The sequence below is a fragment of the Paenibacillus sp. YIM B09110 genome (assembly GCF_037167145.1).
GTDB lineage: Bacteria > Bacillota > Bacilli > Paenibacillales > Paenibacillaceae > Pristimantibacillus.
The window spans coordinates 176,524-198,246 of the sequence record NZ_JBANSP010000002.1 but is presented as its reverse complement, the minus strand read 5'-3'; the positions used below and the strand labels follow the sequence as shown (position 1 = coordinate 198,246).

At 48.7% G+C, this 21,723-nt stretch carries 18 protein-coding genes, 2 tRNA genes and 1 riboswitch; of the genes, 5 read left to right on the top strand and 15 right to left on the bottom strand.

Going from position 1 to position 21,723, the window contains the following annotated elements:
• Nucleotides 1-91: 91 nt before the first annotated feature.
• The 11 genes from V8F51_RS03130 to V8F51_RS03080 form a co-directional block, all read right to left on the bottom strand.
• Nucleotides 92-793, bottom strand: coding sequence for a lytic transglycosylase domain-containing protein (locus V8F51_RS03130; RefSeq protein ID WP_337098589.1), 702 nt, complete (start codon nt 791-793; stop codon nt 92-94).
• Nucleotides 794-1,070: 277 nt separating this feature from the next.
• Nucleotides 1,071-1,703, bottom strand: a complete 633-nt coding sequence (locus V8F51_RS03125) for a nitroreductase family protein (protein ID WP_337098588.1) — start codon at nt 1,701-1,703, stop codon at nt 1,071-1,073.
• 98 nt (nt 1,704-1,801) lie between these two features.
• The gene (locus V8F51_RS03120; RefSeq protein ID WP_337098587.1) at nt 1,802-2,512 is read right to left on the bottom strand and encodes a YwaF family protein; all 711 of its coding nucleotides are present in this window, start codon (nt 2,510-2,512) and stop codon (nt 1,802-1,804) included.
• Nucleotides 2,513-2,599: 87 nt separating this feature from the next.
• Complete coding sequence (locus tag V8F51_RS03115; RefSeq protein WP_337098586.1) at nt 2,600-3,283, bottom strand: response regulator transcription factor; 684 nt, start codon at nt 3,281-3,283, stop codon at nt 2,600-2,602.
• Nucleotides 3,270-4,679 carry an ATP-binding protein gene (locus V8F51_RS03110; RefSeq protein WP_337098585.1) on the bottom strand — a complete coding sequence of 470 codons (1,410 nt, stop codon included), beginning with the start codon at nt 4,677-4,679 and terminating at the stop codon, nt 3,270-3,272. The genes V8F51_RS03115 and V8F51_RS03110 overlap by 14 nt, the downstream gene beginning before the upstream one ends.
• Before the next feature lie 26 nt (nt 4,680-4,705).
• A complete protein-coding gene (locus V8F51_RS03105; RefSeq protein WP_337098584.1) occupies nt 4,706-5,434 on the bottom strand; it encodes a DUF6081 family protein in 729 nt (242 codons plus the stop codon).
• A 34-nt stretch (nt 5,435-5,468) separates the two neighbouring features.
• A complete protein-coding gene (locus V8F51_RS03100) occupies nt 5,469-6,383 on the bottom strand; it encodes a prenyltransferase (RefSeq protein ID WP_337098583.1) in 915 nt (304 codons plus the stop codon).
• A 73-nt stretch (nt 6,384-6,456) separates the two neighbouring features.
• Entirely contained in the window at nt 6,457-7,500 is a 1,044-nt protein-coding gene (locus V8F51_RS03095) for a hypothetical protein (protein WP_337098582.1), read from the bottom strand.
• Complete coding sequence (locus tag V8F51_RS03090) at nt 7,497-9,278, bottom strand: HSP90 family protein (protein ID WP_337098581.1); 1,782 nt, start codon at nt 9,276-9,278, stop codon at nt 7,497-7,499. The genes V8F51_RS03095 and V8F51_RS03090 overlap by 4 nt, the downstream gene beginning before the upstream one ends.
• Nucleotides 9,279-9,483: 205 nt before the next feature.
• A complete protein-coding gene (locus tag V8F51_RS03085) occupies nt 9,484-11,280 on the bottom strand; it encodes a methyl-accepting chemotaxis protein (RefSeq protein ID WP_337098580.1) in 1,797 nt (598 codons plus the stop codon).
• 93 nt (nt 11,281-11,373) lie between these two features.
• Nucleotides 11,374-11,459: riboswitch (cyclic di-GMP riboswitch) on the bottom strand.
• 71 nt (nt 11,460-11,530) lie between these two features.
• Nucleotides 11,531-12,301 carry a DUF1836 domain-containing protein gene (locus V8F51_RS03080; protein WP_337098579.1) on the bottom strand — a complete coding sequence of 257 codons (771 nt, stop codon included), beginning with the start codon at nt 12,299-12,301 and terminating at the stop codon, nt 11,531-11,533.
• Nucleotides 12,302-12,590: 289 nt separating this feature from the next.
• Here V8F51_RS03080 and V8F51_RS03075 point away from each other — a divergent pair, with 289 nt between their 5' ends.
• A complete protein-coding gene (locus V8F51_RS03075) occupies nt 12,591-13,910 on the top strand; it encodes a hemolysin family protein (RefSeq protein ID WP_337098578.1) in 1,320 nt (439 codons plus the stop codon).
• Nucleotides 13,911-14,013: 103 nt separating this feature from the next.
• Here V8F51_RS03075 and V8F51_RS03070 read toward each other — a convergent pair whose 3' ends face one another.
• Nucleotides 14,014-14,562, bottom strand: a complete 549-nt coding sequence (locus V8F51_RS03070) for a pyridoxamine 5'-phosphate oxidase family protein (RefSeq protein WP_337098577.1) — start codon at nt 14,560-14,562, stop codon at nt 14,014-14,016.
• A 100-nt stretch (nt 14,563-14,662) separates the two neighbouring features.
• Here V8F51_RS03070 and pdxR point away from each other — a divergent pair, with 100 nt between their 5' ends.
• From pdxR to V8F51_RS03055, 3 genes are all read left to right on the top strand, one after another.
• Complete coding sequence (pdxR, locus tag V8F51_RS03065; RefSeq protein ID WP_337098576.1) at nt 14,663-16,129, top strand: MocR-like pyridoxine biosynthesis transcription factor PdxR; 1,467 nt, start codon at nt 14,663-14,665, stop codon at nt 16,127-16,129.
• Nucleotides 16,130-16,204: 75 nt separating this feature from the next.
• A tRNA-Thr gene (locus V8F51_RS03060) sits at nt 16,205-16,280 on the top strand.
• A gap of 9 nt (nt 16,281-16,289) precedes the next feature.
• A tRNA-Pro gene (locus V8F51_RS03055) sits at nt 16,290-16,366 on the top strand.
• Nucleotides 16,367-16,472: 106 nt separating this feature from the next.
• Here the strand turns inward: V8F51_RS03055 and V8F51_RS03050 are convergent.
• Complete coding sequence (locus V8F51_RS03050) at nt 16,473-17,828, bottom strand: M48 family metallopeptidase (RefSeq protein ID WP_337098575.1); 1,356 nt, start codon at nt 17,826-17,828, stop codon at nt 16,473-16,475.
• 341 nt (nt 17,829-18,169) lie between these two features.
• Complete coding sequence (locus V8F51_RS03045) at nt 18,170-19,813, bottom strand: hypothetical protein (RefSeq protein WP_337098574.1); 1,644 nt, start codon at nt 19,811-19,813, stop codon at nt 18,170-18,172.
• A gap of 93 nt (nt 19,814-19,906) precedes the next feature.
• Here V8F51_RS03045 and V8F51_RS03040 point away from each other — a divergent pair, with 93 nt between their 5' ends.
• Nucleotides 19,907-20,116, top strand: a complete 210-nt coding sequence (locus V8F51_RS03040; protein ID WP_337098573.1) for a YrzA family protein — start codon at nt 19,907-19,909, stop codon at nt 20,114-20,116.
• A gap of 18 nt (nt 20,117-20,134) precedes the next feature.
• Here V8F51_RS03040 and V8F51_RS03035 read toward each other — a convergent pair whose 3' ends face one another.
• Nucleotides 20,135-21,592 (bottom strand): amidase family protein, encoded by a 1,458-nt coding sequence (locus V8F51_RS03035; RefSeq protein ID WP_337098572.1) that lies wholly within the window; start codon nt 21,590-21,592, stop codon nt 20,135-20,137.
• Nucleotides 21,593-21,723 lie beyond the last annotated feature (131 nt).

Genomic DNA, 21,723 nt, shown 5'->3' with positions numbered 1-21,723 from the left:
AGCGATGCGGCAACTGTCGTGATCTCAAGCAGGAACGACTCCGCCTCCAAACTGCGGCATGCACAATCGTTCCACGGATAAATTAAATAAATTATTGCATAGCTTGAAGCACTTTCACAACATAACGTTGTGTTTCTTTCGGCAAGCTCTCGATAGCTAATTGAAGCTCTTCGTTCGTTCCGATACCCAAACGGTCGATTCTGCCCGGTCCGGCATTATACGCGGCAAGCGCGACTTGCTCATTGCCGTTATATTTGCTGAGTAACAGCGACAAATATTTCGTTCCCCCGTTAATGTTCTGCTCCGGGTCGAACACGTCGCCGACGCCAAGTCCTCTAGCTGTTCCATCCATCAGTTGCATAAGTCCTTTCGCTCCCGAGGAAGATACCGCATCGCTTTGGAAGCCGGACTCGGTCTTAATTACCGCTTCGATCAAGGATGGATCGACGCCGAATTTAGCCGAGGCTTGCTGGATTAGCGAATCATATTGACCAGAGCCCGTCCACTCTGCATTAGGAAAGCTGTCGGAAAGGCCAAGTTCAGATAGGCTGCTTAGACCGCTAAGGCTGCCAAGCGACGATAGCTGCGATAACAGATCAGTCGGGAGGGTCGAAGCTACATCTGTGCCTGTCTCCGTCGCACCGCTCATATATTGCGATAATAATGTATCGAATAAGGAAGGTGTGCCGTCCGTCTCCGTCTTCGTAAGCGGATTTGAATTCGCTTTAAAGTCAACGCTCGGAGCAAGCTGAAGCTGCAGTAAAGCTTTCATCTGTCGTGGGTCAATGCTCATAATTACCTCCCTAGCTATGTACCTTCATATGTGAAAGGATATTTACGTATGTCTGTTATATCGGTTTTTATTGTATCGCTTTTTAGAGCGGACCGCCAGTTGCAAATGAGAAAAACTCCTATCGGAGTAATTCGGGGATGAGCGACCGCGTTTAAGCGGAAGTTTTTATCGCCAATCTAAATGATCTCCTTAAAGTTTTAACGCTGTAAAGCACTTAAACATTCAGATGTGGTAAAAAACGCCGCTCAAAGCGACCACGCTTCGAACGGCGACTTGATTACTTGAATATTTTGACACGCTCGTCGATCGGCTTGTATTCCTTCTCTCCCGCAGGAGAGGTTGGTTTGCCGAATGGCAGTTGCGCAAGCAGCTTCCAAGAATCGGCAATGGACCATGCCGCCTTTACCTGCTCGTCAATGAGCGGATTATAATGCTGGAGAGATGCTCCGAATCCTTCATTCTCAAGCGCTGTCCATACGACAAATTGATGCATGCCTGATGATTGCAGGGACCATAGCGGAAAGTTCTCCGCATAAGGGGGAAAGCTGCTCATAAGGCCGTCAATGACTGTCTGATCCTCGAAAAACAATACGGTGCCATATCCGTTCTTGAAACTATCCATCTTCTGCTGGGTCGGCTCGAACTTATCGGCAGGAACAACGCCTTGCAGCGTACTCGTCGTAAGATCCCAGAGCTTATCATGGTTTGCTCCGAGCAGCAGAACAATTCGCGCGCTCTGCGAGTTGAAGGCAGATGGCGTATGCTTAATGGCGTCTTGTACGATCTGGGAGATCTTCTCGTCAGAAATATCGGATTGCTTGCTGATGCCGTAAATACTGCGACGGTGCTTTACCGCTTCCATAAAAGCAGCCGATGTCCCCGTCGAATTCATTGTGGCGTTAGTTGACATTGCCTCTCCTGCCTTTCGGTTGAATGGTTTAGGACGACAATTTATTTTCCCCAGCTTGTTCACGGTTAGTCTAGAAAGGATAGGGATTCATCACAAGATTAGGTCCGAGCTCTAACGCCTTCCAATCTGTAAATCCTGCGAACCAGTGCGACACTCCACAGGAGCAATACACACAGAACTACAACAACGACCTCCAGCTGCAAAATATACCAAGGCCATGGCGCGAGCATATCCAGCAATGATGCCGTTCCAGGCTTTCGCGCCAAAAACATAAAGTTCGTATAGCCCGTCAAATAATTCGTTAACGCCGCCGGAATTGCCAGCACGTGAAGCCAGACCCAAGCGCGCAAGACGGACTTATATGTCGGCTTGTATCGTTCAATGACAAGGATAAACAGCCCAGCGGCAATGATGCCTATATGCGCAATGAAGAAATGAAAGTACCTAAAGTGCGGGAAACCCCAACCCAGATTCGGCGTTATTAACGCTTGCAGCGCTCCCAGGATCCCAAGGAAAAAGACAATATCATACAACCGTTCGCTGCCGGTCAAGAGCATCACTGCCGCAATGAGCAGCGTAATACTGCACAGCTGAAGCGGAAGCGATCCGAATGACCACTCGTCCTCGATGATGTAAGAAGCCTGGAGCGCAACTTCACAGCTTATAAGGACCCCTGACAACCCGATGCGGAAATAACGGTTAATAGCAGGCACACGAAGCTTTTTTCTCATCAAGAAGATGCTTGCGAAAACAATAATCGCCGACAGCAACGCAGCGTAGTGCGCAGCGGTAAACATTTCGAACGACATGGCTCACGATCCTTCCCATTATGGAACTTAACTTTTAACTGCTTACCTTATTTTTGCAATATTAGGGCAAAAAAAATAGTACCAAGTTTATTTGGTACCATCCTCCTTATTAAGCAGCCCTAAATCCTTAACTTTCTTGGCCGCTTCCTTCGATCCGGGCAGATGCAGCTTTTTTAATATATGGTTGACGTGATTTTTCACCGTTCGCAGCGATACGACGAGCTTATCGGCGATCTGTGTCTGCGAATAACCTTGGTCGATCAAATTCAGGAGCTGAAGCTCAGAAGGAGTAATCAAATCTTCGACCTTCTTCACCTCGAACTCACGCTCGACAAGCTTCAGCCTTCGGAATTCTCCCCGCATCTGCTCGGCTGCCGCTGCGCTAATCGTCGATTGCTTCGCATAAGCTGCCCTAACAGCTGCCGGCAACGTCTCAAAGTCCGACTTGATCTGATAATCGATTGCGCCAGCTTGGAATGATCGAAAGATGAGCTCCTTCTCTTCCATAGATGTCAGCATGATGATGCGGGCTCCTGTTCGCCTGCTAGCCTCGTCGGCAAGCTCAATCCCTTCAGGCCGCCCTTCCATCATAATGTCCATCAAGATCACATCTGCGGCATCCATCGTCTGTGACTGAATCATTTGACGTGCTTGCTGCGGATCGGATTCGGTCCATACGACCTCGATATCCTGCTCTTTGTTCAAGAAGGCTGTCAAACCGCGAAGCCAATCCAGATCATCTTCTATTATCCATACTTTAATCGACGACATGAGCTTCCGCCCCCTTCTTCAAAAGCGATTCTGTCTTCACCGCCTGAATGGCTTTCTTAGGAAATGCCATAAGAACCGATGTGCCTTGCCCCGGTTTGCTCATCACATGAAGTACTCCCTTATGCTTGCGCATGACTTGGAACGCATATGGCAAGCCTAATCCGAAGTTCGCGCTGCTGCCTGCTTTCGTCGTATAGAAAGGTTCAAACGCTTTGGCTATTTGGCTTTTGTCCATGCCCGCACCTGAATCGCGGACCTCAATGACAAGCTCACGCTTCTGCTCGCTTAATGCAATGCGCAGTTCGCCCTCGCCCTTCATTGCCTCCAACCCGTTTACAACAAGGTTGCTAAGCGCTTCGCCGATCTGAGCCGAATCGATCATGCCGCTCCAGCCCTCCTCAAGTGCAAGCTGGAAGCTCGCACGGGGATAGAGCGTCTCAATGGGCTTCACCGTTCTGACCACTACATCGGTAATCAGCTCGCGATGAGGCTTTAACGTCAAGTCTTCCGTACGCCGATGCACTCTGCCTACCATATCCTGCATATGCTTCGACGCTGACAGCACCGTCTCAATATCGGCCAGCAGTTCGGCTTGATTCGTCTCGATTGCATACGCCTTCATTTTCTCGGAGAACAATCGCATCTTTGCGGCATCGTTCTTGATTGCATGGTTCAAGATCGCCGTGCCTGACGTGACTGCACGATACGTCGTATCGAATCTTCGCCGGTCAATCAGTACTCTTACTCCCATAAAGCCGTAAGTAAACAAACCTACTACAAATACGGTTGCGCCTAATCCTACGAACCAGGTGTTATACACCCACATCCGAAGCATGCCCATGCTCGGAAGCACGTAATTCATCAACATGCTGAACAAGACAGGCGGCAATACAGCCGAACAGACAATCCAGTGCTTTCTGGACAAAGCCGCATAAGGCTGACGCTTCAGCAATATGAGCACTGTTCCGAACAAGATATACGGAACGGCCCACCATACAACTAGCTTGAACGTAATCGGATACATTTCGTTGTAATACGGCGTGAACAGGATGCAGCACAAAATGGGGAGTATAAGGATCCATTGCACTAGCTTGTATAACACGAGAGGCATAGGAACGCGATGATAGGCAAGTGCGAATAACAGGAAAAAATACGGCAGACCGTAATAAGACGTAAGAGACGATACGGCCTGCACGTAATAGAGCATCTGCTGGCCGCTGGCGCTCATACCGGCCTCTGTCGCTGCTGGAATCCAGCTTAAATCAAGTACGGCCGCCAGCGCACCTGCGCCGCCGCTGAATGCAACGGCGCCTAATCGGCGATTGATGTCCGAGCGGCCATCGGTTAACCAAAGAATAGCCGCTATGGCCCATAATGCGATTAGAACGAACAGCATGCGTTAGCTCCTTTGCGTATGTGATGCTATGAACTGATCTCGATCGTTACCGGCGACCATTCTCCGATAACCGTCTGGCCGTGTACGGAGACACTGCCTTCAGGCGTGAGATCCTTCTCGGTCATAATCCCGAGCGCGACTACGAATTGATTGAACTTAACCGGAACGTTCTGCTCACGGCGCACTTCTCTGCCGTTTACATAAAACACAACTTCGTCCTTGGCTTGGTTGTATACGATCTTATACGTATTGAACTGTCCGGCATCGAAGTCGGCATCTTCTTTAAACACGCAGAAATACCGCGTCTGATCGGTCTCAGGCACCTTCACGCCAGGAAACGGCAATACGGCATATACGCTTGCATACTTGTCCGGCGATGCGAAGAAATCAAGCGCCCCGCCTGTTGTGAAATCGAGCAGATTCAAGGATACGAAGCCGTCGTACAGATCGTCCTTAGCCGTATTTTGCGCACGTGCTCGAATTTGAAGCTCGAAGCTGATTTCTCCGCCCTCCGGCACGCTAACCGGTTCTGCCGAGTAATACATATGCTTGGCGTTGTCTAGAATTTGGATACGGTCATGGCTTCGGCTGAGCGGTGCCCGTACATAGAGCAGTCCATTGCGGACGATAACTACCGCGTCAGGCTCGCGATATTGCCAGAAGCTGCCGTCAGGCAATGGAAAACCGCCCATTTTCCAAACTTCGCCTTCGTTTAGAATCGTATGAAAGTCGCCTAATACCCATTGCTTGTCCATGATGTGTACCTCTTTCTTCGTTGTGGAAATGATATTATTGAATGATGCCTTGAATGAATAACGATACGATCATAATAACGCCGCATTGCATAGTAGCCTTCAAAGATCCGCCCATTAACGGCAAATACGCTTTCGATTCATTGCGAGTTCCCAGCTTGCCATATACGAGATAAAGCGGAATTGCCGTTACTACGCCAAGCAGAGCATAGACAGGAAGCGCTTCTTGAATGACGCAAATTGCGAGTGCAAAATAAGCCAAATACATAAGCACCTGCGAGAAAAGCAGCGCTTTGCGCTCGCCCCAAACGACAACAAGCGTCCGTTTGCCAGCCTCGCGGTCAGCCTGCCAATGCAGGAAGTGATGATTGAACAAGATGAGCGTCGTCAAGAAGCCGATCGGCAGCGACAGCAGCAACGCCCGCGTATCGAGCAGCAGCGTCTGTACATAATACGAGCCGACTACCGGCAAAATGCCGAATGAAAAAAGAATAGCAAGCTCACTGTAGCCTTTGCCGCGATAACCGAAGCGAATCGGCGGCGCTACATAGAAGTACGCCAGCAGCGCGCCAAGAACGGCGAACACCATAACTTCCCAGCCGCTGTAAATACTAAGCACGATACCGCACACCGCTGCAATAAAGAACAGCAGCCAAGTGACGAAAGCGAACTTTTTCACGCTCCATGTGCCATTGGTCAAATAACCGGAGTTCGTCGAGATGGCATCCTTGTTAGCATGAGCCGCCTCATCCGTCCCATTGTAGTAATCCCATAGATCGTTGATCATATTGGAGAACAGATGCGCACATGCCGCGCCAATCAAGGTCAATAAGAAAAGCCATACATCGAACACGCCGTCCCATACATAAGCAGCCAGCGAACCCATAACGATTGGTATGAGCATGACCGGAATTACCCGAATTCGTGAAGCTTTCAAAAATTGTTTCAACATATCGAATCATTACCCTCTCTGCCGTCGTTATTACAATTGAACCACTACCATTCGATTGTCGTCAACAGTCCGATCAGTGAGTACGACGATTCCAAACTTGATTTACCTTTTGTGCAAGCTGCCCCTGACAATATCCATTGCCGTTGCGAGCATCGAAAGCCCTTGCCAGCCTTTCACTTTCGGCATCAACCCATTCGCTTGTGAAAGAATTGTGAACAACCAGCTTCCTTCTCCGCTTCTTCTCATTCCATAGCGAATAGAACGCTCTCGCTCCGATCAAATATTGGAATCGATTCCAATCTGTTTTGTTGCTCAACACATATTCGGCTGTACTTTCCAACAGTTTAGCCGCTTTGCTCAAGTCCGTTGCGGAATAATAACTGATCAGTCTGCCGTATTCTTCTAAGTAGCCGGGTCCTTTGAGCATACGCGAACTTTTGCGTGCAAGCTTGGCCGCCTCTTCCTGCTGATCGGTCTCAAGCAGCGGCATGAGGGCATGACTGTACGTATTTTGCGGGATCGAACGGCAGAACATCTTGCCGCTTAATATTGGCTTCAATGTCTGCAGCCCCCTCTTGTAACGACCAGATGCCAAGTGAAAGTAGCCAATTAAATTTTGCTCGCAAGCCCGGCAATCGGACATTTCGTCATACGGCGCTTTTTTCCACTGCTCATAATACGTTTGGGCAAGCTCGGCATGCCCGCCAGCTAGCGCATAAAGATGAATTTTCGAATAATAAGGTCGCAGGCTGTGTCCGTATTGTAGGCATTTTCTTTTAAAATCATCAAAGATGTCTTCAATCTGGGCTGCTCCAAATTGCGGAAACCGCCATATAATGCCGACCAGCCACTTGTAATGCCAAATGATCTGGTGACTGTCGAATAGGTCCGGCTGTTTCTCGAATTGAGATAAGCACCAGGCGAAGGAGACAATGAAGCGTTCCTCGAAGCCAGACACTAAAGCTGCCTCCGAATACGTCATTCTTGCGTGATAAGCTTCTTCCTTCGACATGTACAGATCGGCAATACGGACAGCCTCCTCCAGCACGGTCACCTTCTGCTTGCCGTCAGGTAGACTCCAAGCCTCGCTCTGCAGCTCATCGTACCGTTGCTTCATCCCTGCTTGTCACCTGCCCGACCAAGTCCGATGGAGAGAGAACGCATGAACGACTCGTTCATGAGCTGCATCTCTTCCGAGCTCATTGGATAATGCCCAAGCAGCAGCGACTGGGTATACAGCGTCTCGATACTTAGCTTCTGCATCTCCGGATTGCCGCATGTAATGGCCTGCTGCACGATCGGATTATTGTAATTAAAGCAAAGCCTTGCATAAGGCACATCGTGGATTTGATGAATGACAACGTCCAGAACACTTTCGAACAGCTCGTTCGACTCCCTCCTCGTCTGCTCCGCCATCCGCAAAAAGTTGAATTCTTCATTCGTATTATAGAGGACGGCAAGCTCTTTCGGCTCGAACCGTTTCACAGCGCTGCGACATTGGAATCGCTCTAAGAGCTTGTCCGCAAGGGCCAGAAAGGGCGAAGCTAACCTAAACTCTAGAGCCGTTAAATCCTGGAACAGATTAGAGAAGTTAATCGGATCAAGAACCCCGACCTGAATCGCCTCGTCATACTCCTCTAGCTTGCGCACAAGCTCAAAGTCATGCACGTAGCCTCCGTTGATGACCATAACATTCTGTGCTTTCGCCACGCGTACCACTTGGCGGAACTCATCCAATGTTGACGAAACAACGATATTGGAGCTGTGCTGCAAAATATCTCCCATGCGCATCATCCCGTAAGGCGTCTCGAACGAGAGGTGGCGAATGAACAGCTGGTACAGCTCATCATCCTCCACGGCCAACGCCTTCAACGAAACGTAATGAATCTTCACGATTTTCTCGAACAAATCGGGATCAGTCAGAGCCAGCATCATCAGATGGCGCTTCAGACATTGTCCCAGCTCGTCTCGAACGGTATAGAACAGCTCGTTCTCAATAAATGACTCCCGAGATGCGGTAGGCTTCAGTCCCCCAACATTCACGATGCAGGTGACGAAAAAAGCCCATTCCGGCAATAGTTGGCTCATCTGATCGGAGAGCAGCATCCGTTTCACATATACTTTATGCTTCTTCTCTGCTTGCAGACTCACAGCATAGGGCAAAATATAGGCAGTACCTTCCGCTTCGCCAATAAGCGACTTGATCGGAATAGCCTCTAGAAACCGATGACCGAGCTGAGCCTCGCCATATTCCAGCGCATGCTGAGCGTCCAATTGCCAAGGCGGCAGCGCACCGTTAATATTTCGCTCGAAACGATCCTCGGACAAACTGATCGGCACCGGCAGAAACTCGCCGTAATGAGACAGAAGCTGCTCTAATTTATACCATTCATAATATTCCTCATAGTCTTCCTTGCACGTCAAATAAATCGTTGTGCCGATCGGCGCTTCGCGCTTCAGCTTGCGGATCGTATACGTGCCGTCTTGTCGGCCGCGCCATTCCAGCGTATCGCCTTCCAGCGCAGAACGTGTAATAAGCACGATCTCAGCGCTTACAACGAAGCAGGACAGCATGCCGACTCCGAACTGGCCGATATAGTCGTCATCCCCATCGAGCTCCTCGCGCTTAGACGTGCTTCCGATCTGCGAGAGGAAGCGGTGAATTTCGGGCTCCGTCAAGCCGATGCCGTTGTCATGAATCGCGATTGTTTTCGAAGCGTATAGCTCAAACAAAATTTTCGGTTCGAATTGATGCCCAAGCTTCCTGCGAGCTGTGATAGCGTCGACGCCATTTTGCAGCAGCTCTCTTACGAACACGCCCGGATTCGAATATAGATGCTTGGAGAGCAGTTCAATCATGCCCTGTAAATTTACTTGAAAGTTCATTTCGCTCATCGTATCACCTGTCTCCAATATGTAAGTTAAACCCAGCCCAAAGGCAATTCCGCTCCTATATAAAGTATACGTTCATCATTCGCTGTTTTTGAACGTTATCCTTCTTTATCGACATATTGATCGATGTCCGACACTCATTGCTGCCATAAATAAAAAGAGTGCAGAGCGGTTATCGCTCTGCACTCCCTGACCTGACTGATCTGTCCTATATTTTGAATACCGAAGCGCGCTCCTTAAGCGCCTCCGATGATTCCGTCAACCGTTTCGACAGCTCTCCCAGCTCGTCGGAAATGCCGTTCTGCGTGTCGGACAGGCCGCTTATTCCTTCCATCTGACCGTTCACTTCCGTCGATTTCTCAAGCAGCTTATCGACAGCCGTAACGATATGCGTCATACCTTGCGTAATCTCACTGATAGCGGTCGAAATTTCACTCATCTGATCAGATAACACGCCGCTCTGCGATTCAATCGCCTGGAACGTCTCGCTAGCCGTTTCCGACGTCTCGCGGGTAGACTTAATAACATCCGAGAATTGGCTTATCGTACGACCGCTGGCTGCGACATCCGCTTGAATAAGCGCCAGTTCCTTCGTAATTTGCTTCGATATCGCGTCGGTTTGACCGGACATCTTGCGAATTTCATCAGCAACGACCGCGAAGCCGCGGCCGTGCTCGCCGGCGCGTGCCGATTCGATTGATGCGTTAAGCGACAATAGGTTCGTCTGTGTATTAATATCCTGAATGCCTGCAAGAAACTTCGCAACATTGCCGTAGCGTTCGTTCATCGATTCGAAGGCGGCCGTCAGTTTATCGAACTGCTGCGCCGTCTCATTCACTTTCAATACAACGCCCGCCATCTGCTCGGAGCCGTTAAGGGATGCTTGCTTCATTTTTAGCATATCGCCATTTATGTATTCGCTGGACGCGGCGATCTCTTCCGAACTTGCCGAGATTTGCTCGGTTACCGCCGATATCGAAGATGCGTCGTCATACTGGGCCTGCAGCGAAGTCTTGCCAAATTCGATCTGGCCTTTGACTTGCTCGGAAGCATCGCGGTTGCTGCTTATCTTCTCCGTCATCTGATTCGATACGCCAAGCACTGTACCGCTCACGTCAATCGTCGCTTTGATCGTCTCTCGCAGGTTACTGCCCATGTCGGCGAGCGATGCGTCGATATCTCCGAATTCATCGGCGCGCTGCAGCTTCGGAAGCTCCGTGAATTGATTGTTCCTGTATGCTTCGATCCGTTTCATAATGCCGGACAAGCCCGTCTTAATCGAACGCGTAATGCCGAAGATCATAACAGCAGGAAGCACGGCCAATAGGATGATATTCACTAGAATGATGATATTCGCGCTATCTACGCTTTTGTTAAGCGACTTCTGCGTGTCCTGAGTATCCTCGGACAATTTTTTCTCCATTGCTTCTTTGGAGAAATCAATAATGATCGTATAGACACTGATCAAATCCGACACGCGCAACGATTTCTCTTCGGCCGTTAAAGCATTGACATCAATAGAAGTCGTACTCAAATTCGTATAGGCGAGATCAAGCACTTTAATCTGATTCACATATTTCTGGGCATTCTCTTCAGCTGGATATCTAATATCCATAGCTTCGAACTGCTTATTCAACTGCTCTAGGCTCGAAGGGATCGTTGCCAGCTCCGTCTTGATCGCAACTGCGCTTTCTTCCTCGGTACCGTTCTCGATCGCATCGATCATTCGGAGCATCGTCTTCAGCAGCTTGCCCGACACCGCTTGGTAGTTGCGCTCAGCTTCGGACAGCTTCTCGGACTCATTTACCGCATTTGCTACCGACAAGTTCTGGGTGTAGATGAATGCCCCGGCACCTACGTTAAATAGCGTAATAATGGCCGAGATGATAAACAACCTCGTCGTAATCTTCTTCCCGTTCAACTTTTTCAAGCGTACTTGCTTTGCTGTTTGCACGGCTTTGCCAAGCCATGCTTTTCCTGTTGTTGCCCACGATGCTGTCTTCATGCTGGTTCTCTCGCTCCCTCTGTCTGTCCGAAAAATAGCAAAAAAGCTATCCAGGCCCCAGTCGGCGGATAGCTAAATAAGCTTATCTAACCTGCTGGCGGTCTGGCAGCCATAGCGTCTTGCCCCTTAGGCCCATAACTTTGCGTCCCTGCCTTTCGGCAAGTTTGCCTTTTTCAGTTTGTCTGTTTTTTACATCAGCTTACAGTATAGGACAGATTTCCTCTCATGTACATCCCTTTTTCCTATTTTTTCATGGAGAATTCAGGAACAGGGTCGCATTGCAGTACCTTCTCGCGAGAGTATGAAAATAGGACGTTTGAATCGATATGACAGCTACCAGCAAAATATTGCGTATCGCTTCCCGCTGCTTGTCCGTCAATCCCGACAGCCTGTCCGCAAACCGATTGGCTGCACCTCGTATGACTTCCTCCGTAAGCAGGTCCTGATGAGGCTGCCCGTTTAGATGGCCCGTAATATCGAGCAATTGATCGTTATTCGCGTCGAGCTCTTCGAACATCTTCGTATAAGTGGCATACAGCTCGATAGGGCCGACAAGATCGTGGGACTCGTCCTCCGGCTTGCCGAGCACGATTTCAAACAGCTTGCGAATCGACTCGAAGTCGAGATTCGACTTCAGATCATCGATAATGAACAACAGCGCAGCTTGATTAAGGGAATATTTCTTGCCAGCCTTTGGACAGTCAAAATACGACTTAAAGTCTCTTTTGACCCAATTTTGCATAGAAGTAATGGAAAGGTTCGAATATTCAATTAGCTGACCCAGCGCTGATATTTCCTGCAGCGAGAAGCCTTTCACCTCACTGCCCTTAATTAACTTCTCTATTATAGGCGGCAGAAGCGTGGCGAGAAAGGCAGGCAATGTCGTCCCCTTCTCCAGTTCGTACTGATGCGACTTCGCCCAAGCGCTCTGCAGCACTTGAATCGGCTTCTGACTGCTGCTGCCGTGTAAGGAGAGCAACAGCTCCGCCATCTCTTTTCGAGTAAGCGTAAAGGACTCCATATTCTTTCCTCCTCGCATTCACGACTTCGTCAAATTTGCTTACAAGTTCTTATGAACTTATCATATGCTCGCATTAGAGGGTTGTAAAGGGACGATATTCAATGAAAACAAGCTATCGTGCTTTCCAAAATACCGTTTATCGTGCATAAACGGCGCTTAACGTTGCATACGACGGTTGTCATATGTTGTAATCATTCGGTATAGTTTAAATACCACACTCCTATCGTTAGGAGATGTAAAGATTGGTCAAATAAAAAATTCAAAAAACAAAGGGTAGTGAGAAACGAAAATGGGTATAGGATTCAATTTATTCATGGTTGCTCTTCTTATTTTATTAACTGCTTTTTTCGTGGCAACGGAGTTCGCGATTATCCGGCTTCGCTCCAGCAGAATCGATCAGTTAGTGCTTGAGGGCCGGAAGAACGCGCTTGCCGTTCAACGGGTTACGAGCAATCTGGATGCCTACTTGTCAGCCTGCCAACTAGGTATAACAATTACTGCGCTCGGGCTGGGCTGGTTGGGAGAACCGACCGTTGAAAAAATGCTTTTACCCTTATTTGAACGATTTGAACTCAATAGTGATATTAGCCATATCTTATCCTTTATTATCGCTTTCGTTTCAGTAACGTTTCTACACGTCGTTGTCGGTGAATTGGCGCCGAAAACCTGGGCCATCCAAAAAGCCGAGTTTATTAGCTTCCTAACGGCTAAGCCAATCATTTTCTTCCATACAATTATGTACCCGTTCATCTGGTTGCTTAACGGCTCAGCTAACGGAATCGTACGATTGTTCGGCCTTAAGCCGGCCAAGGAGCATGAAGAAGCTCATTCCGAGGAAGAAATTCAGATTATTCTTAATGAGAGTTATCAGAGCGGGAAGATCAACAATACCGAATATGGCTATGTGAGCCGAATCTTCGCATTCGACGAATTGCTAGCCAAGGAAATTATGGTTCCCCGCACAGATATGATCTGTTTATATACGAACAAATCGTTGCAAGAAAATATGGAAATCATTCGCAAGGAACAATATACCCGCTTTCCGGTCGCACTGGAGAGCAAAGACAATATCGTAGGCATGATCAATACGAAGCAGCTTTTCCTAGAATATGAATCGAACAGCAACTTTGAATTCAAGAAGCTTGTTCATCCGGTACTTAGCGTATCTGAGGTAACGCCAGTTAAGTCGCTGCTGAAGAGAATGCAGCAGGAACGCGTCCATATCGCCATCTTGGTTGATGAATACGGCGGAACATCAGGACTCATTACGATTGAAGATATATTAGAAGAAATCGTCGGCGAGATTCGCGATGAATTCGATGCTGATGAACGCAAGGACGTAGAGCAGCTGGCTGATAATTGCTACTTGCTGGACGGCAAAGTATCGCTTGATGAACTAGCGGACCTTACAGGAACGATCTTCGAGGACGAGGATGTCGATACGGTGGGCGGTTGGCTGTACAGTCAAGTGCAAGACCCGAAGCCGGGCAAGGAGCATCATTACGAGAACTTGATGTTCATTATCCGCGAAACGAGTAAGAACCGCATTCGTAAAGTAGAGATGCTTATTCAACAGAACGAGCCCGTTGTCGAGGGCGAACCGGCCTAATCTTATGCTAATAGCAAGAGGATGCTTTCTCCGTGAATCGAATGGATTCGCAGAGCAGCATCCTCTTTTTTTTTTGCTAGGCTGGGCTTGCTATTGCTCCTAGCTAACTCTTAGCCTGGCCGACTGTAAGTCCATGCTCGTACATCTTCCCCGGGACGGTCGCATTTTCCTTCGCGGTCAACGTCTCACAGCTTACTTTGTACACATGGGTTGCGCTGCCTTTGGAGGAGCGATAGCGCTCCAGGTGCGTTCTCGCCAGCGGGTCCTTACAAAAACCTGGCACATACTTGTCAAGCAGCGCCTGCATTGCCCCGTGCGCCTCCTCCCGATCCGTAACATGCTCTGCTTTACCGAAGATCATAACGCTCATATAAGCGGTATCGGTATGCGCAGGTACTGGATGCGTAATCGTCCCATAATTTTCACTAACCGTAAAGCATGCTTCTTTATTGTCCGCAATGATCGTTACCTTTCTGCCCTCCTCTGCTCCGTGAAAATAGATCGCTCCATTCCACCAAACGAAATTAAGAGGTACTACATACGGCAGCTTGCCGTCCGAAAGACCAAGAAATCCGGTCTGTGCCTGACTCAGAAAAAAATCGATCTTAGATTGATCGCTGCATGCTCTTACATCGAGACGTACAGTAAACATGTGCTTCACCTTCCCAAATGAAATCGATATGTGTTACTGTCATGTTATACAATTGTTGTCACTACGAAAAGTGACAAAAACTATCATTCCAAAGGGGTCAGTGAAAGTCGTGACGATGATCGCCATTTCTCCCATACTCGATAAACGGAACAGCCAGCCGGTCTACATGCAGCTGTACAAATATATTAGAGCCCAGATTGAAGCTGGATCGCTTGCCGAAGGGGTACAATTGCCGGCTATCCGGCAGCTTGCGCTACATCTTGGCATCAGCAAAAATACGGTAGAAGCGGCTTACCAGCAGCTTCTGTCGGAAGGATATGTGGACAGCAAGGAACGCGGAGGTTACCGCATATTGCCGCTAGAGGAGCTCATATGGCCTTTGAAGACAAATAAGTCGGAGACGGAGTCCGAGCCTATTGAGAACACGGCTGACGAGCCTCTTTTGCCACGTAAAGTCGATTATGACTTCCAGTATGGAGATATGGAGATCGGACGGTTTCCTCATGAAGTATGGAAAAGCTGTCTCGTCGAAGCCGTTTCAAGCAGGTCAAGCGAGGTGCTTGGCTACGGACACTACCAAGGGGATGCTGAGCTGCGTGCGGAGATTGCCCGCTACGCTTTCGAATCACGAGGAGTCCATTGTCACCCAAACCAAATTATCGTATGCGCAGGGACACAACATTCTGTGAGCATGTTGTGCCAGTTGATGTCGCTGCGAGAGCAACGCATTGGCATGGAAGAACCAGGCTATGCGGGTGTTAAGAACGTGCTGCGCAATCACGGCTGCTCCTTAACGCCTATTCCATTGGAACAAGACGGTATTCAGATTGAGCGTCTTTATACGGCTGGCGTGCAGGTCGCATATGTAACCCCCTCCCATCAATTCCCGGTAGGTATGGTACTTCCTATTCATAAGCGAACAAGGCTGCTGCAATGGGCGATTGATTGTGACGGTCTAATATTGGAAGACGATTACGATAGCGAATTCCGCTACTACGGTCAACCTGTTCCAGCGCTCAAAGCGCTTGATACGGCCGACAAGGTCATTTATATGGGAACGTTCTCTAAATCCTTCCTGCCTTCGGCACGCTTAAGCTATCTTGTGCTTCCCCCGACCTTAATGGCAACCGTTCAGGACAAGCTTGCAAATTACAGTCAGCCCGTCTCCCCTATTATTCAGAAGGCGGTTATGCTATTCATGAATCGGGGACATTTCGCCAGACATATCCGTAAGATGAGACGCATCTATCAAGGGAAGCATAAGGCAGTTACAACTGCCATTCAACGCTGGATGGGCGAATACGTCGAAGTGATCGGCGACCGTTCCGGTCTTCATCTATTACTGCATGTGAAGGGGCGGCAAAGCGAAGAACTGCTGCAGCTTGGAGAACTTGCGGGCTGCCGTGTCTATTCCCCTTCCCGCCATTGGAATCATGCTCCGGATTGTCCGGGGGGCTATATTATGCTTGGATTTGGAGGCATGGAGGAAGCCCAGCTTACAGAGGGTATTCGGCTCTTAAGCGAGGCATGGTTCGGCGGCAAAAATTATCTTGAGAGGAAGATATAAATTTTTTTCAAAAAAAAGCTTGCATAAAGGATGATTTGTGTGCAATAATACATCTTGTGTCCAAGAGAATAACACGCCGTTGTAGCTCAATTGGTAGAGCAACTGACTTGTAATCAGTAGGTTGGGGGTTCAAGTCCTCTCGACGGCACCATCTCTTTCACGGGACGTAGCTCAGCTTGGTAGAGCACCTGGTTTGGGACCAGGGGGTCGCATGTTCAAATCGTGTCGTCCCGACCATAGTGAAACTATGAAGGTACAGCAATCATACATAGCTTTAACAAAGAAAGAGAAGCTTGAGCAATCAAGCTTCTCTTTCTTTGTTATGATAAAGCGGGAGAAGCAGCTAAGCTGCTTCTCCCATTCCCGGCTTCAACTTCTCAGCCAGCTCCTCGTAACCTGATTCTAACGCATAGTCAGAAGCCGCCCACCCCGAATCATCTATCGTAGACGGATCAGCCCCATATTCGAGCAGCAGCATAACCGCACTCTCATCACCATGTGATGCGGCAGTCATTAGAGGCGTCCACCCATAGCTGTCTTGCAAATTCGGGTCTGCCTGATGGTCAAGCAGCAACTTAGCCATTTCAACATACCCGCCCGTTATTGCTACCGTCAATGCTGTATTTTCATATTCTTCCTCGATCAAATCAATCGACGCACCTGAATCAAGCAGCGCTTTTGCCATTTCTAAGTTATTCTGATCAGCGGCACTCATAAGCACGGTCCAGCCATCATAATCGGTAGTATTCGGATCAGCCCCTGCCTGCAGCAGCTCCGTAACGCGAAGAGTTTCCCCGTTCAATGCCGCGTCCAGCAGTTCCTCGTTTTGCGTACTGTCCTCAAACGCGCTAGTCGCCACTTTGAAAAGCGAAGCGGATAAAACAATTCCGGTAATAAACATTAATAGAATCGCAACACAGACGGAGCCAATTATGATGTAGGTCATCCTCGACGACCGGAACCGCTGAGTCAGATGCGGATCGACATACCGCTGAATCGCATCGATTCGCTTAGGAAGCGGAGGATGGGTAGACAGCTTCTCCGCAAGCCAGACGAAAAGTCCGCGCTCACTGCTGCTCTGAAGCAAATAATCTTCACGGTCCACCTGTTTGTATAAGCTCTTGCCCACTGCCAGTACAGTTAGTCCATTCATTGCTGCTTCGGAATCCTCAGTGAAATGAGTAGCCATTCGGTCGCATGTGTACTCACAAGCTCGCGAGTAGGCATCTCCAAGGAACGGCATCCACATGGCCGGAATGATGAACAGCTGCTTCGTTAGATGCCTCCGCTGTAAGTGCGCAAGCTCGTGACTGATGACGAACGTGAGCTCCTTGCTCCCGCCTCTGTTCATCAGCTCGAATAAATCCGAATAAAGCACGACCATATTTCGGCCAAAGAACCGGGTTGCGAAAGCGTTCAATACCCCGCTTGACTCCATGATATATACATCCGGCAACGCTGGAAGCCCCATCCGCAAGCTCTGTTGATATACGATTTCGTATATCTCGGGAAATTGCTTCTGCGTAATTCGCACGCCATTTATTCGAATGCTCGCGTTCAATATCGCTTGAGCAATTAGCGGCACGACGACAATAAACAATAAAATATAAATACCTATAATCGAAATCAACAATACGAGCGAAGCTATAATACTAAATACGAGCGCTATTACATAATACGTTTTTTCTTTCTTGTGCACCAACGACGGATCTACATACATTCCTTTAAGCAACCCCTTCTATCAACAATACCAACAGTATACATGAACTGGTAGATTTGGGGTATAGCCAATAACAAGAAAGAGAGCTGTCTTCTTGCGAAGCTAGCTCTCTTCCTATCATTAAACGCATGTATGGTTTTTACACTTGGTTTTTAACGAATCGAGAAGTCGCTATCCCGGAAATGGACCTCAAAATAGAGTTATAACGAACTACAGTAACGTTATTTTTAAAAAAGAAGCTTGAAATATGCGGCTCATGACCAAATAGCGTTTACACCATTCGTTAGCCGCTAGCGGCTAACACCTATAGTACTTCATAATCATTTTGTAATTTGACTAGTCAGCACCTCGGAAGTAATCCATTTACGGAACACTATCAGTAGAATGATTGGCGGCAAACTCATGATCGCGCAATATTGCCAAACGCTTGGATCGGTGAAATTCGCAGGATCGCTCATGAGCAACCGAAATCCCTTAGCAACCGGCGAGAATCCATCCTCTCGAGCATTGTAAATAATGGAAGGTAAATAAGCATTCCACAATGCGATGAATTGCAGCACGCCAAGCGCCAGCAGCGGCTTCCATATCTTAGGAATATACAGCGTGAAGAACGTATGCAGCTCGCCGCGTCCGCCTGCCTCCGCCTGTTCCTTCAGGTCGCTGTAACGGCTGTTGAAAATCGACTTCAGCACGAAGACGGAAGCGAGCGCAAAAAATCCGATGAACATTTGCGGAAACATCGTATTCACCATGCTAAGTTCCATGTAAAACATATATTCGCTAATCAGATTCGAGCCGAAGAGCAGCACGAAGAGCAGAAACAGTTTATAGATGCTGCGGCCAGGTAGTCTTTTTACGGTCAGTGGATACGCAAGCGTTACGGTAATGAGCATAAAAACGACAGCAGCAACCAAATAAATACTCGTAAACCCGGCTATATTCCACACCGATATATGATCCCATAAACTGACGCCCGAGGCGCTATTTCTCGTGAAAGGATCCACCAGCAGGAAATACAAGAACAGCAGCACAACCGCTGCATATATAGCGGAGATAGCCGTCCCCCACCATGTAATCTTCTTATTAGCGTCTTGCTTTGCATTCCGATGTTGGATCCCGCTAAACAAATCGCGCAGAAATTTGCCTCTCACTAGCAGGTAGGCCAGCAGCACAAGAACGAATTGGATAATCGATACAATTGCTCCCGCAGCGGAAGCTAAGCTGTATTTAGCTATCATCAGCCCGTTCATCATGATGTAATTGTCGATCGTGTTGCCGGTTTCCCTCGACAAAGGATAGACTAAATTCGCCGTCAGCTCAAGCTGGCCGGATAGAAGGAACGATAGGCAGAGAATCGAGTATGCAGCTATCGCTCTTACTGCAGCAGCAAGATTCGATCTGGCGTGCTCTCCTGCCGCTTGTGCCGCGCGATTGGATAAGATGGCAGCAAGACCGATTAGTACCGGAATGCCTAAGCTTCGGAACACCTCAATCGTTATGATGATCGGCTTCGTCCAAAGCGGGTTTGCAAGAAGCAGCTGATCGGTCAGATTGAGAGGCGAATGATCCGGCGACAATAAAAGCATGGCCATTCCGGCAATAAAGATCGACGGCACCGCGTAAGGAATGAGGAAAATAGTCTGAAACACGGCTCTAACCGCTCTTGAAGGTATGGCCCCGAGCGCAAGAGCCAGCAACAAAGCAATAAGAGCGCTTACGAATACGAAACCAAACTGAATGACAACGGTGTTGCGAAGCGTTTGCCAGAAAAAATCTTCCTCGAACAGCGCCTTAAAGTTGTCGAAGCCTACCCAAGGACTTCCCCATAAGCCACGAAACGGCTCATAATCAACAAGCGAGTAAATGATATTTTGGAACATTGGAATAAGCTTGAATATGAAAATAAGCAGTAAAGCCGGCAATACAATAAGGTAATGAAACTTGTACTTCCAAATGCGATCCATCAATTCGGGTGCTCCCTCGCTCTATTTCATATGAATAGGTATAATGAGTATTAAGGACGATTAAATAGAAACTGAAAGATTGGGGACTGCAAAATGGATTTCCGTTTGGATTTATTAGATACGAAAATCGAGTTTTTTGAAGCAACGGATTTGAAGTCGCTGGAGCGTATGGTCAATAGTCAGATCGATATGAACAAGGCGCTTATGCTTGATGTACACTCCATTAGCCATCAGGTTACGTTCCATCCGAAGATGGAGAAAATGGTATACAGCGCCGTCGTACACTTTAAAGTTAAGCGTTAGCCTTCATCGCAGCAGACCTTAGACGTAACTCTTAAGCGACGGCGGCTTGCGGACGAGCGAGCTTTGCTCGTAGTCATAGGCCAGCTTAATAAGCGTCGGCTCGCTGTATGCCGCTCCGGCGAACGTCACGCCGAACGGTACGCCTTCGGATGTGTAGCCTGAAGGTACGATGATACTCGGATATCCGGCGCGAGACGTAATTCTAGCGCCGAAATCGGCCGGGAAGAGCAAGGCGTCGAGCTGATGCTCGGCAAACGTCGCATCGATGCCCTCGTCCTTGCAGAGCCGCAGATCAGCCGCTCGATCCCGCAAGTAGGGCGTTTCGGTCAACATACCCGTTGTCGTCGTCTCTGCCGCAAGCAGCGTCGTCTGACCGTAACGTAGCGCTTCAATGGGATGTTCATTATTGAAGGCGATAATATCCTTGAGCGACCGCAGCTTCGCACCTGGCGGCAGCTTGCTTAAGTAAGCATTAAGCGCCGACTTGAATTCATTAAGCACAACCGAGGAATAAACGATTTGACGAGCTGTCTTAATATTGGCGGCATCAATGATAATTGCCCCCTGCCCCCTCATCGCTTCGACGGCGGCATCGAATATCGCAAGCTGTTCCTCCGTCAGCTCCTCGAAATAATAATCTCTTGGAATACCGATTCTAGCACCTTTCAGACCGCCGCGCGCCAAATACTGCGTGTAATCGCCATGCCCCTTCCACTGCATCTCCCCTGTCGCCGCATCCGATTCATCATAGCCGGCTATGGCGCTCAAGACGATAGCCGCATCCGTCACCGTCCGAGCGATGGGTCCAACCGTATCTTGGCTCGTCGATAACGGGAGTACGCCGGAACGGCTAACGAGCCCCACAGTAGGCTTGATCCCTACAGTCGAGCTCAGATTCGCCGGATTAAGTATCGAGCCCGACGTCTCCGTTCCAATAGAGACCATACAGAAGTTGCACGCAACGGCAACGCCGGAGCCTGCGCTCGAGCCGCCAGTCGGCTTGGAGATGTTATACGGATTGAGCGTCTGGCCGCCGCGCGAGCTGTATCCCGAAGGCATGCCGTCTGTCATAAAATTCGCGAACTCCGTCATATTAGCTTTGCCGAGTATAATGGCGCCCGCTTCCCGCAATTTCTTCACAACCGTTGCGTCTTCTCCCGCATAGGAGCCCGCCAGCGCCAGCGAACCTGCGCTTGTGCTCATCTGATCCTTTGTATTGATGTTGTCCTTAAGCAGAATAGGAATACCGTGCAATGGCCCTCGAACTCCTCGGGAAGCTCGCTCGGCATCAAGCGCCGAAGCAATAAATAACGCCTCCGGATTCACACACAGAACCGAATTGATCGTTAGCCCATTTTTGTCATGAGCTGCTATTCGGTCTAGATAGATAAGCGTAAGTTCTCTAGAGGTAATCTCTCCTGATGTCAGTGCAGCCTGCATAGACGTAATCGTAGCTTCGATAACCTCAAAACTCATAGGATCGCTCATCTCCATTAGCACCAAGGTATATTTTGGAATTAATATACCATATCATCCTGCCCGCTACTACTTGAATCTATGAATCTAACTAAAACAACCGCACATAGAAACTTTTTCCCGCAACTTCA

Excerpts from the sequence above, each read along its gene's own strand:
- V8F51_RS03130 (WP_337098589.1), bottom strand. The coding sequence starts at position 793 with ATGAGCATTGACCCACGACAGATGAAAGCTTTACTGCAGCTTCAGCTT.
- V8F51_RS03125 (WP_337098588.1), bottom strand. The coding sequence starts at position 1,703 with ATGTCAACTAACGCCACAATGAATTCGACGGGGACATCGGCTGCTTTT.
- V8F51_RS03120 (WP_337098587.1), bottom strand. The coding sequence starts at position 2,512 with ATGTCGTTCGAAATGTTTACCGCTGCGCACTACGCTGCGTTGCTGTCG.
- V8F51_RS03115 (WP_337098586.1), bottom strand. The coding sequence starts at position 3,283 with ATGTCGTCGATTAAAGTATGGATAATAGAAGATGATCTGGATTGGCTT.
- V8F51_RS03110 (WP_337098585.1), bottom strand. The coding sequence starts at position 4,679 with ATGCTGTTCGTTCTAATCGCATTATGGGCCATAGCGGCTATTCTTTGG.
- V8F51_RS03105 (WP_337098584.1), bottom strand. The coding sequence starts at position 5,434 with ATGGACAAGCAATGGGTATTAGGCGACTTTCATACGATTCTAAACGAA.
- V8F51_RS03100 (WP_337098583.1), bottom strand. The coding sequence starts at position 6,383 with ATGTTGAAACAATTTTTGAAAGCTTCACGAATTCGGGTAATTCCGGTC.
- V8F51_RS03095 (WP_337098582.1), bottom strand. The coding sequence starts at position 7,500 with ATGAAGCAACGGTACGATGAGCTGCAGAGCGAGGCTTGGAGTCTACCT.
- V8F51_RS03090 (WP_337098581.1), bottom strand. The coding sequence starts at position 9,278 with ATGAGCGAAATGAACTTTCAAGTAAATTTACAGGGCATGATTGAACTG.
- V8F51_RS03085 (WP_337098580.1), bottom strand. The coding sequence starts at position 11,280 with ATGAAGACAGCATCGTGGGCAACAACAGGAAAAGCATGGCTTGGCAAA.
- V8F51_RS03080 (WP_337098579.1), bottom strand. The coding sequence starts at position 12,301 with ATGGAGTCCTTTACGCTTACTCGAAAAGAGATGGCGGAGCTGTTGCTC.
- V8F51_RS03075 (WP_337098578.1), top strand. The coding sequence starts at position 12,591 with ATGGGTATAGGATTCAATTTATTCATGGTTGCTCTTCTTATTTTATTA.
- V8F51_RS03070 (WP_337098577.1), bottom strand. The coding sequence starts at position 14,562 with ATGTTTACTGTACGTCTCGATGTAAGAGCATGCAGCGATCAATCTAAG.
- V8F51_RS03045 (WP_337098574.1), bottom strand. The coding sequence starts at position 19,813 with ATGGATCGCATTTGGAAGTACAAGTTTCATTACCTTATTGTATTGCCG.
- V8F51_RS03040 (WP_337098573.1), top strand. The coding sequence starts at position 19,907 with ATGGATTTCCGTTTGGATTTATTAGATACGAAAATCGAGTTTTTTGAA.
- V8F51_RS03035 (WP_337098572.1), bottom strand. The coding sequence starts at position 21,592 with ATGAGTTTTGAGGTTATCGAAGCTACGATTACGTCTATGCAGGCTGCA.